This window comes from Roseobacter sp. (assembly GCF_024639605.1).
GTDB lineage: Bacteria > Pseudomonadota > Alphaproteobacteria > Rhodobacterales > Rhodobacteraceae > Roseobacter.
This window is the reverse complement of record NZ_JAHEHZ010000004.1, coordinates 40825-54226: the sequence shown is the minus strand read 5'-3', so window position 1 is coordinate 54226 and position 13402 is coordinate 40825. Positions and strand designations below refer to the sequence as shown.

Below are 13402 nucleotides of genomic sequence, written 5' to 3'. Positions count from 1 at the left end.
GTGGTCGAAGGCTATCTTGCTGATGGCGCGCCTGTCGGCTCGCGCACACTGACACGGGATTTTTCGGAAAAGGTGAGTGCGGCGACGATACGCAACGTCATGCAGGATCTGGAATATCTGGGACTTCTCGACAGCCCGCATATCAGTGCGGGGCGGATCCCTACACAGCAGGGTCTGCGTATGTTTGTCGACGGGTTGCTGGAAATCGGCGACCCGGATGACCACGACCGTGAGCAGATAGATGCAACGATGAGTTCCAACTCCGAGGACGTAAGCGGACTTCTGGACCGGGTGGGGTCCGCGCTTTCGGGGGTGACGCGGGGCGCATCGCTGGTGATGACGCCCAAACGCGAAGCGCCGATCAAACATATCGAATTTGTCTCTCTGTCGCCTGACCGGTCGCTGGTGGTGCTGGTCTTTGCCGACGGGCATGTGGAAAACCGGCTGTTTACCCCGCCTCCGGGTCAGACGCCCAGTTCCATGCGGGAGGCTGCGAATTTCCTCAATGCGCTGATCGAAGGTCGCACGCTGAGCGAGCTTCAGGGGGTGATCGCGGCACAGATTTCCACCCGCCGGCAGGAAATTGATTCGCTGGCGCGTGCGCTGGTGGAAAGCGGGCTGGCGGTCTGGGAAGGCGAGGGCGATCAGATCGAGCGTCTGATTGTGCGCGGGCGGGCCAATCTGCTCAGTGGCGGTGGCGAAGAAGAGGATCTGGCCCGGATCCGGCAGCTTTTCGACGACCTGGAACGCAAGCGTGATATCGCGGAATTTCTCGAACTGGCCGAGGAAGGCGAAGGCGTTCGCATTTTTATCGGCTCAGAAAACAAACTTTTTTCACTTTCGGGTTCCTCTCTGGTGGTTTCCCCATATATGAACTCGGATCGGAAGATCATTGGCGCCGTGGGTGTCATTGGTCCGACGAGACTGAATTACGGACGCATTGTGCCGATTGTGAACTACACGGCGCAACTGGTCGGAAAGCTGATTTCAGACCGAAAGTAGGGGTTGATGATGGCAGAGCCTGAGAAAGAAGAGTTTCTGGATGATATCGATGATGCAGAGGCCGAGGCCTTTGCAGAAGATATGGCCGAGATTGATAATGAAGCCGTGGAGCTGGAAGAGATCAAAGCCGAGCGTGATGAATACCGTGACCGGTTCATGCGCGCGCTCGCGGATGCCGAGAATGCGCGCAAGCGGTCGGACCGTGACCGCCGGGAGGCCGAAAACTACGGTGGCTCCAAACTGTCGCGGGATATTCTGCCTGTCTATGACAATATGAAGCGGGCGATTGAGACAATCACCGACGCGCAGAAGGAAGCCAATTCGGCGCTGATCGAGGGTATTGAGCTGACGATGCGCGAGCTGCTCAGCGTCTTCAAAAAACACGGTATCGAGGTGATTGCGCCCCAGGTCGGTGATCGTTTTGATCCCAGGCATCACCAGGCGATGTTTGAGGCACCGGTGCCGGATACCAAAGCAGGCGATATCATTCAGGTCGCCGCCGAGGGGTTCATGCTGCATGACCGGCTTCTGCGTCCTGCGCAGGTCGGAGTGTCTTCAACACCGGCGAAATAAGGCTGGCAACAGTTTCTGAGGTTTAACGGGAGGCGGTCAGGATCTGGCTGCCTCTTTCAGTTTATAGAGCAGATCGAGCGCCTCACGCGGGGTCAGTTCGTCAGGATGGATGTCTTCCAGCGTCTTCTCCAGCGCGGACGATTTCTGCGCTGCCGGGGGTGGCGGTGGTGTGGCAGCGAAAAGCGGCAGGTCGTCAATCAGCGTCTTCTGCGTGACACCACCTTCACGCTCTCCCTTTTCCAGCGCTTCGAGCACAACGCGCGCCCGGGCGATCACTGCAGGCGGCAGGCCTGCCAGCTGCGCGACCTGAACACCATATGACCGGTCGGCCGCGCCCTTGCGGACCTCATGCAGAAAAATCACTTCGCCTTCCCATTCCTTCACGGCGACGGTGGCATTTTCTACGCCGGCGAGTTTGCCTGCCAGCGCCGTCATTTCGTGATAGTGCGTGGCGAAAAGCGCGCGGCTTTTGTTGACGTCGTGCAGGTGTTCAAGCGTTGCCCAGGCGATGGAGAGCCCGTCATAGGTGGCCGTGCCGCGGCCGATTTCATCGAGGATCACGAGGGCGCGGTCGTCTGCCTGGTTCAGAATTGCGGCGGTTTCCACCATCTCGACCATAAAGGTCGATCTGCCGCGTGCGAGATCATCAGAAGCGCCGACGCGGCTGAAAAGCTGGCTGATCAGACCGATATGCGCCTCAGCCGCAGGCACAAAGCTACCCATCTGCGCCAGTATCGCAATAAGTGCGTTCTGGCGCAGAAAGGTCGATTTACCGGCCATATTGGGACCGGTCAGCAGCCAGATCCGTGCTTCGTCGCCGCCGGCGCTCAGAGCGCAGTCGTTGGCGATGAAGGGTTCGCCCGATTGCTGGCGCAGCGCGTGTTCGACAACCGGATGGCGTCCGCCGGTGATGTCAAAACTGCGGCTGTCGTCCACGCGCGGGCGGACCCAGTTTTCAGCGACGGCCAGTTCAGCGAGGGCCGCGGCAGCATCCGTTTCTGCAAGCGCCGCGGCAGTCCGGGCAACCGGTCCGGCACAGGAGAGAACTGTCTCTCGCAGTTCTTCAAACAGCCGCTTTTCGATCTCCAGCGCGCGGGAGCCCGCGCTGAGAATTTTCGTCTCCATCTCAGACAGTTCCACGGTTGTGAAACGCACCTGATTGGCCGTCGTCTGGCGGTGGATAAACGTTTCTGACAAAGGTGCAGAGAGCATTTTATCCGCATGGGTTGACGGGGTCTCGATGAAATACCCCAGAACGTTGTTATGTTTGATTTTCAGAGAAGAAACGCCTGTGTCAGAGACATATTGTTTCTGCATGCGGGCGATGACACTCCGGCCTTCGTCGCGCAGCTGGCGGGCCTCATCAAGGTCCTCGTCGATTCCGGTGGCGATAAAACCACCGTCCCGCGCAAGGAGGGGGGGCTCAGCGATAAGCGCCGTGTCGAGCCGGTCGATAAGCGCGTCATGACCGTCGAAATCTGCGATCGCTTTCTGCAGCAAAGACGGCAGGTCTTCGGTGTGCAGCTCCTGGCTGAGATGGTGCGCCTGTGTGAGACCGTTGCGCATGGCGGCAAGGTCACGCGGGCCACCCCGGTCAAGCGACAGACGCGAGAGCGCACGGTCGAGATCCGGCACGCGGCGCAGACGATCACGGGTCTTTTGCCGCAGAGCATTGTCGTCGGCAAAATATCCGGCTGCATCGAGGCGCATATGGATCGTTTCCAGATCCCGTGAGGGGCTGGATAGCCGTCGTTCAAGGAGCCGTGCGCCGCCTGCCGTTACTGTGCGGTCGAGCACCGACAGCAGCGATCCCGCACGGCCACCCGACAAAGCCTGGGTCAGCTCAAGATTGCGGCGGGTGGCGGCATCGATCTGAACGGTGCGGGCCTCAGCTTCTTTGCGCGGCGGGCGCAGCAGGGGCAGCCGCCCTTTTTGAGTGATGTCGAGGTATTGCAGAAGAGCACCCATGGCGGATACCTCAGCGCGCGAAAAGCTCCCCCAGGCATCCAGCGTGCTGACCCCGAAAAGCGCGCAGAGGCGCTGCTCACCGCCTGTGCTGTCAAATGCTGAGCGCGCAAGTGTGGTGAGCGCGATATCGAAATCCTCTGCGGTTTCGCGCAGGCCGGCCTCGCTGCTTTCCGAAACAATGAGTTCTGACGGTGCGAGCCGCGCCAGTTCCGGCCCGAGCCGCAGCGGGGTCAGCGGCATGACATGAAATGCGCCTGTCGAAATATCGACCCAGGCGAGCGCCTGTGCATCGCGCACTTCGGCAAAAGCGGCGAGAAAATTGTGCCGCCGCGCTTCAAGCAGGCTTTCTTCGGTCAGCGTACCGGGCGTTACGAGGCGCACCACATCGCGCTTTACCACCGACTTAGAGCCTCTTTTCTTCGCCTCTGCCGGGCTTTCCATCTGTTCACAAACGGCCACGCGGAAGCCTTTGCGGATCAGTGTCAGAAGATAGCCTTCGGCGGAATGCACCGGCACGCCGCACATGGGGATGTCTTCGCCGTCATGCTTTCCGCGCTTGGTCAGCGCAATATCCAACGCCTCGGAGGCGTTCACCGCATCCTCAAAAAACATCTCGTAAAAATCGCCCATCCGGTAGAACAGCAAAGCATCCCGGTACCCGGATTTGATCTCGAGAAATTGCGCCATCATCGGCGTGACGGTCATAGAGCCCCCCGGCGGTTTGCGCCGACCTTACAAATGCCGCAGGCGGACGGAAAGCCTCAAATGGTGCATGCTTGAGGCGTGCGCCTGGCCGGTGTAATGCTTGGCGTTCCGGAAGTTCACATAAGGCACCGCACCATGTCCAAATCCCGCGTCACGCCCGAAGAGGCGCTCGCCTTTCACCTTGAGCCGATGCCGGGCAAGTTCGAAATTCAGGCCACGGTGCCGATGACCACGCAACGTGATCTGAGCCTTGCGTACTCACCCGGCGTGGCGGTGCCCTGCGAGTCGATCGCGCAGAACCCGGAGACAGCCTATGATTACACCAACAAGGGCAACCTTGTGGCGGTAATCTCCAACGGAACGGCGGTGCTGGGTCTGGGTAATCTCGGCGCGCTGGCGTCAAAGCCGGTGATGGAAGGTAAGGCGGTCCTTTTCAAGCGGTTCGCGGATGTAAACAGCATCGATATCGAACTCGATACGGAAGATCCCGATGAGTTCTGCCGGGCGGTCCGGCTCATGGGGCCGACCTTCGGCGGGATAAATCTCGAAGACATCAAGGCGCCTGAGTGTTTCATCATCGAGCAACGCCTGAAAGAAGAGATGGACATCCCGGTCTTTCATGACGACCAGCATGGCACGGCGGTGATCTGTGCGGCCGGGCTGATCAATGCACTGCACCTGTCGGACAAAAAGATCGAAGACGTCCGCATCGTGCTGAATGGCGCAGGCGCGGCAGGAATCGCCTGTCTTGAACTGCTGAAATCCATGGGTGCGCAGCATCAGAACTGCATCATGTGCGATACCAAGGGAGTGATTTATCAGGGCCGGTCCGAAGGTATGAACCAATGGAAATCCGGGCACGCCGTGGCCACGGAACTGCGTACCCTCGAAGAAGCAATGAAGGGCGCGGATGTTTTCCTCGGCGTCTCTGTTAAAGGGGCAGTGACGCAGGCGATGGTCGAAAGCATGGCCGAGAACCCGGTCATTTTCGCCATGGCGAACCCTGATCCTGAGATCACACCGGAAGAAGCGCATGCTGTACGGCCTGATGCGATCGTTGCCACGGGGCGCAGCGATTATCCAAATCAGGTCAATAACGTGCTCGGCTTTCCCTATCTTTTTCGTGGGGCGCTCGACATTAACGCCCGGGCGATTAACGATGAGATGAAGATCGCCTGCGCCCATGCGCTGGCCAATCTCGCCCGCGAGGATGTGCCCGACGAGGTGGGCCTGGCTTATGGCAAAAACCTTACCTTCGGGCGTGACTATATTATTCCGACGCCGTTTGATCCGCGGCTGATCTGGCGGATTCCGCCGGCGGTCGCCCACGCAGGGATGAATACCGGAGCTGCCCGGCGACCAATCATCGATATGGACGCCTATGAGGTGTCGCTCAAAGCACGTACGGATCCGACCGCGAGCATTCTGCGCGGGATCAACGCACGGGCGCGGGCAAATCAGGCGCGGGTGATCTTTGCCGAAGGTGACGACCCGCGGGTGTTGCGCGCGGCGGTGATGTATCAGCGCTCGGGGCTTGGAAAAGCGGTCGTTGTCGGGCGCGATGACGATGTGCGCGAAAAGCTCGATAAGGCGGGCCTCGGCGATGCTGTACGCGAAATCGAAGTGGTGAATGCAGCTAAGACGCAACACCTCGATACCTATAAAAACTTTCTCTACGACAGGCTGAAACGCGGTGGTTTCGATACTCAGGACATTCACCGTCTCGCTGCGCGGGACCGGCATGTGTTTTCGGCGCTGATGCTTGCACACGGGCACGGCGACGCCCTGGTGACCGGTGCGACGCGCAAATCAGCCCATATCATGGATCGCATTAACCACGTTTTTGATGCGAACACTGAAAGCGGGGCGGCAGGGATAACGGCGCTGCTTCATAAAGGGCGGATCGTTTTTATTGCGGACACCCTGGTGCATGAATGGCCCGATGAGGAGGATCTCGCGAATATTGCGGAACGCGCCGCCACCGTCGCACAGAACATGGGGCTTGAGCCGCGGGTGGCTTTTGTGAGCTTTTCGACTTTCGGCTATCCGGTGTCCGAGCGGGCGGAGAAGATGGCTAAGGCGTCTGACGTGCTGGACCGGCGCGGCGTGAGTTTTGAATACGAAGGCGAGATGACGGTCGATGTGGCGCTGAACATGAAATCCCAGGCGGTGTATCCCTTCTCGCGGCTCACGGGGCCTGCGAATATCCTGGTGGTCCCGGCGCGGCATTCGGCGAGCATTTCAGTCAAACTGATGCAGGAAATGGCGGGGGCCACGGTGATCGGGCCGATCCTTGCGGGTGTGGACGGATCAATCCAGATCTGTTCGACGATTTCCACAGCCAGTGACATCCTGAACATGGCGGTTCTGGCCGCCTGCAAGGTCGGCTGATGACGATATACAACCTGGGCTCGATCAATGCAGATAACGTCTATACCGTGCCGCATCTGCCGGGTCCGGGAGAGACGCTGGCGGCGACCGGGCTGCGCCAGGGTCTGGGCGGTAAGGGTGCCAATATGTCGGTGGCCGCAGCCCGCGCGGCGGCGCGCGTTGTGCACATCGGTGCGGTCGGACCTGACGGGCGCTGGGCGGCGGAACGTCTGCTGGAATATGGCGTCGACACCCGCCATATCGTGCAGGTCGCAGAGGTGACCGGACACGCGAATATTTGTGTTGATACCGCCGGAGAGAATGTGATCATCCTCTGCGCCGGTGCCAATCACGCCGTTCCTCAGGCAGAGATCGCAAAAGCTCTCAGCAGCGCAAATGCCGGAGATTTTTTCGTGACCCAGAATGAGACCAACGCCCAGGCAGAGGCGGCCAGGATGGCGCATGATCTCGGGCTCCGGGTTGTCTATGCAGCAGCGCCTTTTTCAGCGGACGCCGTGAGGGCGGTGATGCCGGTGCTTGATCTGCTGGTGCTGAATGCCGTTGAGGCAGAGCAGCTTTGCGCAGAAACAGGCTCTGATACAGGCAATTTGCCGGTGCAGGATATCGTGGTGACCCGTGGTAGTGAGGGATGTATCTGGTATTCCGCCGGCGCTGCGCCGCAGGTTTTTCCGGCCATACCGGTGACGCCGGTCGATACAACCGGGGCTGGCGATACATTCACCGGGTATCTTATTGCGGGCCTTGATCGCGGCATGCCGATGGCTCAGGCGATCGGACTGGCGACCCGTGCCGGGGCACTGATGGTCATGCGTCACGGCACCGCCGACGTTATCCCCGATCTCAAAGAGATCGAGGAATTTGCGTTTCGCTGATCAACTGCCGGCAAAGGGCGCGTCCGCACCCCAGAGCTCCTTCACGCGCTCATCGCGCCCGCAGGCATTCCGGTACGCTTTATAGGCAGAGGACTGACGTTTGGGGCCAAAACGTGTGAGCACCAGCTTGTCACCTTTGTAATAATCCTGATGATAGTCCTCAGCCGGATAAAACGTTCCGGCAGGCAGGACCGGCGTGACGATGGTCTGGCCGAGGGCCTGCCCGGCGGCTGCAATCGCGCGTTCGGCGTCGCGTTCGGCCTCCGGTGTGTCAGCGAAGACAGCGGTCCGGTAGCTGTCGCCACGGTCGCAGAACTGCCCGCCGGCATCGGTTGGATCGACCGAGCGCAGGAAGAGATCGAGAAGTTTTTCGCGTGTGACCACGGCAGGGTCAAACCGGATCTCAACCGCTTCATAGTGGCCGGTGCCGCCACCTGTGACCTCTTTGTACGTCGGGTTTGCGGTCGTGCCGCCGGTGTATCCTGACACCACTTCGCTGACACCGGTGACGCGTTCGAAATCAGCCTCAACGCACCAGAAACAACCACCGGCAACCACCAGTGTCTCCTGTGTCTGCGCGTGTCCGGTTTTCGACTGAGCGAAAATCCCCAGAGCGATCATGCCGGCAAGAGCCACGGACTTTATCGTATAATGTCTGAGCATATCATGTCTCCTTTGGATCGAGACTGCCGTGCGGGGCTGTCTGTGACAACTCACGCCGGCGCGAGGTCACGGCGTGGTGAACGCAGGTGAACGGTAGCCTTGCGCCGACGTGTATTTCGGGGTCAGTCTGAAACAATCATGCCGGGGCAAACACCCTGCCGGACCGGTCACTGAAACAAAAGGAAGCTGAAATGCGCATCGCGATGTGGTCCGGCCCCCGCAATCTGAGCACGGCGATGATGTACAGTTTTGCCGCGCGCGGCGATTTCACCGTTATGGATGAGCCCTTTTACGCGCCCTACCTTGTGGCGTCAGGTGCGGATCATCCGATGCGCGACGAGATCCTGGCCGCGCACGAAAATGATCCGGAAAAAGTGGCGCAGATCTGTGCCGCCCCCGTAACGACCCCGCATCTCTATATGAAACACATGCCACATCATATGCTTACCGGATTTCCGCTGGACTGGGCGCGTGATTGTGTGAACGTGCATCTGATCCGCCATCCCGCACGCGTTATCGCAAGTTATGCGGCCAAACGCGAGCACCCGGACCTCGAAGACATCGGCTATCTTCAGCAAAAGGCGCTTTATGACCGTCTGGGCGGTGTGGTCATCGACGGTACAGATATCCGTGCGGATCCTGAGGGCATGCTGCGTGTACTTTGTGAGGCGATCGGTCTGCCTTTTGATCCGGGTATGCTGCACTGGCAGGCGGGGCCACAGGCGCAGGACGGTGTCTGGGCCAGGCACTGGTACGGGGCTGTGCACCGGAGCACCGGGTTTGCCGGTGCCGAAGCGCCGTTACCGGAACTGACCGGCGAAAACGCGGCGCTTTGTGAGGCGGCTTTGCCCGCTTATCTGGCGATGAAAACGCAGTCTGTAAAATAATCTGAAACTATCCCGGGACCGGTTTCGTGGTTGTTGCATCAACCTCAACAGGAGACCGAGATTATGAGAAATTCAGTTGCCACAATATTTGCCCTTTGCCTGACTGCCGGCGCCGCCGGCGCGGACGGCCATGCGGCCCCGATGGTCGATGCGATGAACCAGGATGTGTCCAACGGAATCGTCAGCGCGGAAAAGGTAATGGCGGGTGAAAACGGCTGGCTCGTCGTGCACCGCACAGATGCCGAAATGAAACCAGGCCCCGTTGTCGGGTATGCACCGCTGCGCGCGGGTGCGAACACAGATGTGGCCGCAATCCTTCAGGATAACGTGGCAAGCGGCGACATGCTGATGCTGATGGTACATTCAGAGGCAGGCGGGACTGCGACAGGCGTGTTTGAATACACGCTCGGCGCAAAAGAAGACGGGCCGATCAAGCCCGACGGCAAACTGGTCATGCAGGTCATCACGGCCGACTGATCGCGTCACAGACGCGGTCAACAGACCCGGGTCGCAGCGATGCGCCCGGGTCTTTCAGGTTCAGGATTTCAGCCGGCGCTCGCGTGCGGCCAGCAGCTTCAGGCGCAGCGCGTTGAGCTGAATAAAGCCTGCCGCGTCCTTCTGGTCATAGGCACCTGCGTCATCTTCAAAGGTAACATGCGCCTCTGAGTAAAGCGACCGGTCCGACCAGCGTCCGACGGTGCGCACGTGACCTTTATAGAGTTTCAGACGCACAGTTCCCTGCACATGGGTCTGACTGGCGTCGATGGCAGCCTGGAGCATTGTGCGCTCCGGGCTGAACCAGAAACCGTTGTAAATGAGTTCAGCATAGCGCGGCATCAGCTCGTCTTTGAGGTGCATAGCACCCCGGTCGAGCGTGATCGATTCAATTGCCCGGTGCGCTTCCAGCAGAAGCGTGCCGCCGGGCGTTTCGTAGATACCGCGTGATTTCATGCCCACAAAACGGCCCTCGACCAGGTCCAGCCGTCCGCAGCCGTGTTTGCCACCCAGTTCGTTGAGTTTTGTTAGGATCGTCGCGGGGCTCATGGCCTCGCCGTTAATGCTGACCGCGTCGCCTTTTTCAAAGCCGATCTCGACGTATTCGGGCGTATCCGGGGCGTCTTCGGGACTGACAGTGCGCTGATAGACGTAATCGGGCGCATCGACGGCAGGGTCTTCCAGCACTTTGCCCTCGGAAGAGGTGTGCAGCAGGTTGGCGTCGACCGAAAACGGTGCCTCGCCACGCTTGTCTTTTGCAATCGGGATCTGGTTTTTCTCTGCGAAATCAATAAGTTTTGTCCGGCTGGTCAGATCCCATTCCCGCCAGGGCGCGATCACTTTGATCTCGGGGTTCAGCGCATACGCGGCAAGCTCGAAACGCACCTGATCGTTGCCTTTACCGGTCGCGCCGTGGGCCACGGCATCCGCGCCGGTTTCGGCGGCAATCTCGACCAGGCGTTTGGAAATCAGCGGGCGGGCAATGGAGGTCCCCAGCAGATAGAGCCCCTCATAAACCGCATTGGCGCGGAACATCGGAAAGACGAAATCGCGTACGAATTCCTCGCGCAGGTCCTCAATGTAGATGGCGCTCGCGCCCATCATCTCAGCCTTGGCGCGGGCGGGTTCGAGTTCTTCGCCCTGACCGAGATCGGCGGTAAAAGTCACGACCTCGCAGCCATATTCCGTCTGGAGCCATTTGAGGATGATTGATGTATCAAGACCGCCGGAGTAGGCGAGCACAACTTTTTTGGGCGCAGACATGGAAATCTTCCTTTTCGGTGTGTGACGCCGCCTACCGGTTTTCGCGGGCAGGGGCAAGATTGAAGCCATCGTTGACCCGGGGCGGGGCAGCACTTATCGACGAGGATGAACAAGGGCGCATCCGGATTGTGAGGACCATATGACAGAGGCTTTTCGCGCGCGCGCGGATGCGGCAACCGAGGCGATGCGCGCGGTATTTCCGGCCACCCCGCTGATGCGCAACGATCTGCTGTCGGCAAAATATGATGCGGACATCTGGCTCAAGCGTGAAGACCTGAGCCCGGTGCGCTCATACAAACTGCGCGGCGCGTTCAATGCCATGCGCAAGGTCATTCCCGACCAGCAGATGTTCGTCTGTGCCAGTGCGGGAAACCACGCGCAGGGCGTTGCCTTCATGTGCCGTCATTTCGCGGTGCGCGGCGTGGTGTTTATGCCGGTGACGACACCAGAGCAAAAAATAATGAAGACGCGTATGTTTGGTGGTGAGTATGTCGAAGTGCGGCTGGTCGGTGATTATTTTGATCAGACCCTCGCCCAGGCCCAGGCATTCTGTACGCAGGAAAAAGCGCATTTTCTGTCGCCCTTTGACGATGAGGACGTGATTGAGGGACAGGCCTCCGTTGCCGCCGAAATCGAAGAACAGCTGGGCCGGTTGCCCGACCGGATCGTGCTGCCCGTGGGCGGTGGCGGTCTGTCAGCGGGCACGCGCAGCTATTTCGGGGACGCGGTGGCGTATACGTTCGTCGAACCGTCGGGCGCCAAAAGCCTTGCGTCCGCTCTCGCAGAAGGCACACCGGTGGATGTCTCGCCGATCAACAGTTTTGTCGACGGTGCGGCGGTTGCCAAACTCGGCGCGCGCACCTTTGAAAAGCTTAGCGATGTTTCAGCATCAGAGGTCATCCACCTGTCCGAAGACCGGATCTGTGGCACCATTGTCGAGATGCTCAATGTCGAGGGCATCGTGCTGGAGCCTGCCGGTGCGCTTGCGATTGAGGCGCTGGGCGAGATTGCTGAACTGATCCGGGGCAAAACCGTGGTTTGTGTGGCCTCGGGCGGTAACTTTGATTTTGAGCGGTTGCCCGAGGTCAAAGAACGGGCGCAGCGCTATGCCGGTCTGAAGAAATATTTTATCCTGCGTTTGCCACAGCGGCCCGGTGCGCTGAAAGATTTTCTGCAGACGCTTGGCCCGCACGACAACATTACCCGGTTTGAATATATGAAGAAATCGGCGCGGAATTTCGGGTCGGTGCTGATCGGTATCGAGACCGATCACTCACGGAATTTCGCCGAGATGTTCCGGCGCATCGAAGAGGCCGGGTTTACCTATACCGACATCACGAACGACGAAACCCTTGCGCAGTTTGTGATCTGACCGATGGAGCCGGGCGGTAAAATCGCGGTGATCACGGGCGGTGCCAGCGGCATTGGCGCGGCCCTTGCTGCGCAGATGATCGCCCGGGGGGCACGGGTGACGATCGCTGACCTGGATGAGAAGGCGGTGAAAGCGCGGGCGGCTGCGCTCGGCTGCGCGGGCCATGTCTGTGACGTGCGCTCTGAGGCGGATATTGTCGCGCTGATCGAGACGGTGCGTGAAGACCAGGGCGAGGTTGATATATTCGTCTCTAACGCGGGCCTTTTTGCGCCTCAGCCAGGACATGCTGCCTCGGCGCCTGATACCGTCTGGCATCAGAACTGGGCAGTTCATGTGATGGCGCATGTATACGCTGCCCGCGCGTTGCTGCCCGGAATGATTGAACGGGGATCGGGGTATTTCGTGAATGTCGCCTCTGCGGCCGGTCTTCTCAATCAGGTAGGAAACGCGGCCTATTCCGCAAGCAAACACGCCGCGGTCAGTTTTGCCGAATCGCTTGCCATAAGCCACGGGGATCAGGGCATCGGTGTTTCGGTGGTATGTCCGCAATATGTGGCGACGCCGCTCATCGGACTAAAAGATGCCGACGCCGGGGTGCATGCATCTCTTTTGACAGCCGCGGAAGTGGCGGAGGTTATTCTCGACGCTGTATCGGCGGAGCGGTTTATGGTGCTTCCCCATGGCGACGTGGCCGCGTTTTTTGCAAAGCGCGCGGCAGACCCTGAGAGATGGATCGCAGGTATGCGGCTTTTCAATGCCCGCGCACAGGCGCTTGAGGCCGACGGCGACCTACCGGCTTATTACAGTTTGCTCTGATCCGAGGTGCGTCCGGCGACTTCGTTCAGAAAATATGCGCGCGACTGCTGATAACAGGCAACAAGGCCTGGCACATCAACAGTGTCCGATGCGGCGACTTTAACCTCCCCGTCCCGGCACAGCTCAGAAAACTTCCGAAAGCCCAGATTGAGCGCGCTGCCTTTGAGAAAATGCAGGCGTTCGGCAAGAGTTTCGCGCGAACTGTCCGGAAGCCCGTCGATTTCGCCGTCGACTTCCTCAAGGAAGATCTCGATCACCTCATCAAAGTCTTCTGCGCCCACCTCGCTTTGCAGCGCGCAGACACGGTCCCAGTCAATCATTCCGCGCTCCTCGTCCGCCGGGGAAGTGTGACTCTAAAATCCTAAAAGAGAGTTAGCGACTGAGCTGCATCACGT

General features: G+C 59.5%; 12 protein-coding genes. 8 read left to right on the top strand and 4 right to left on the bottom strand.

Features of this window, described 5'->3' with window-relative positions:
• Both hrcA and Q0M35_RS01315 read left to right on the top strand, forming a co-directional pair.
• Positions 1 to 1002: heat-inducible transcriptional repressor HrcA (gene hrcA / locus Q0M35_RS01320; RefSeq protein ID WP_295311412.1), on the top strand; the 1002-nt coding region annotated here is incomplete at its 5' end.
• Positions 1003 to 1011: 9 nt separating this feature from the next.
• Entirely contained in the window at positions 1012 to 1575 is a 564-nt protein-coding gene (locus Q0M35_RS01315) for a nucleotide exchange factor GrpE (RefSeq protein WP_295311410.1), read from the top strand.
• Between the two features lie 36 nt (positions 1576 to 1611).
• Here the strand turns inward: Q0M35_RS01315 and mutS are convergent, their stop codons facing one another.
• Positions 1612 to 4248: a DNA mismatch repair protein MutS gene (gene mutS / locus Q0M35_RS01310; protein ID WP_295311408.1), complete on the bottom strand. Its 2637-nt coding sequence runs from the start codon at positions 4246 to 4248 to the stop codon at positions 1612 to 1614.
• Positions 4249 to 4383: 135 nt separating this feature from the next.
• On the opposite strand from mutS, the gene Q0M35_RS01305 reads away from it, so the two are divergent.
• Both Q0M35_RS01305 and Q0M35_RS01300 read left to right on the top strand, forming a co-directional pair.
• Positions 4384 to 6639: an NADP-dependent malic enzyme gene (locus Q0M35_RS01305; RefSeq protein WP_295311406.1), complete on the top strand. Its 2256-nt coding sequence runs from the start codon at positions 4384 to 4386 to the stop codon at positions 6637 to 6639.
• Positions 6639 to 7511 carry a ribokinase gene (locus Q0M35_RS01300; RefSeq protein ID WP_295311404.1) on the top strand — a complete coding sequence of 291 codons (873 nt, stop codon included), beginning with the start codon at positions 6639 to 6641 and terminating at the stop codon, positions 7509 to 7511. The genes Q0M35_RS01305 and Q0M35_RS01300 overlap by 1 nt, the downstream gene beginning before the upstream one ends.
• On the opposite strand, the gene msrA is transcribed toward Q0M35_RS01300, so the two are convergent.
• On the bottom strand, positions 7512 to 8174 hold the full coding sequence (gene msrA / locus Q0M35_RS01295) for a peptide-methionine (S)-S-oxide reductase MsrA (protein WP_295311402.1): 663 nt from the start codon (positions 8172 to 8174) through the stop codon (positions 7512 to 7514).
• A 191-nt stretch (positions 8175 to 8365) separates the two neighbouring features.
• On the opposite strand from msrA, the gene Q0M35_RS01290 reads away from it, so the two are divergent.
• Both Q0M35_RS01290 and Q0M35_RS01285 read left to right on the top strand, forming a co-directional pair.
• Positions 8366 to 9061, top strand: a complete 696-nt coding sequence (locus tag Q0M35_RS01290) for an HAD family hydrolase (RefSeq protein ID WP_295311400.1) — start codon at positions 8366 to 8368, stop codon at positions 9059 to 9061.
• 63 nt (positions 9062 to 9124) lie between these two features.
• A complete protein-coding gene (locus tag Q0M35_RS01285) occupies positions 9125 to 9538 on the top strand; it encodes a hypothetical protein (protein ID WP_295311398.1) in 414 nt (137 codons plus the stop codon).
• A 60-nt stretch (positions 9539 to 9598) separates the two neighbouring features.
• Here the strand turns inward: Q0M35_RS01285 and Q0M35_RS01280 are convergent, their stop codons facing one another.
• On the bottom strand, positions 9599 to 10819 hold the full coding sequence (locus Q0M35_RS01280) for an argininosuccinate synthase (protein ID WP_295311396.1): 1221 nt from the start codon (positions 10817 to 10819) through the stop codon (positions 9599 to 9601).
• Between the two features lie 139 nt (positions 10820 to 10958).
• Between Q0M35_RS01280 and ilvA the strand changes: the two genes are divergently transcribed.
• Together ilvA and Q0M35_RS01270 are read left to right on the top strand one after the other, a co-directional pair.
• Positions 10959 to 12191, top strand: coding sequence for a threonine ammonia-lyase IlvA (gene ilvA / locus Q0M35_RS01275; protein ID WP_295311394.1), 1233 nt, complete (start codon positions 10959 to 10961; stop codon positions 12189 to 12191).
• 3 nt (positions 12192 to 12194) lie between these two features.
• Positions 12195 to 13007 carry an SDR family NAD(P)-dependent oxidoreductase gene (locus Q0M35_RS01270; RefSeq protein ID WP_295311392.1) on the top strand — a complete coding sequence of 271 codons (813 nt, stop codon included), beginning with the start codon at positions 12195 to 12197 and terminating at the stop codon, positions 13005 to 13007.
• On the opposite strand, the gene Q0M35_RS01265 is transcribed toward Q0M35_RS01270, so the two are convergent.
• Positions 12992 to 13327, bottom strand: coding sequence for an Hpt domain-containing protein (locus Q0M35_RS01265; protein ID WP_295311390.1), 336 nt, complete (start codon positions 13325 to 13327; stop codon positions 12992 to 12994). The genes Q0M35_RS01270 and Q0M35_RS01265 overlap by 16 nt on opposite strands.
• Positions 13328 to 13402 lie beyond the last annotated feature (75 nt).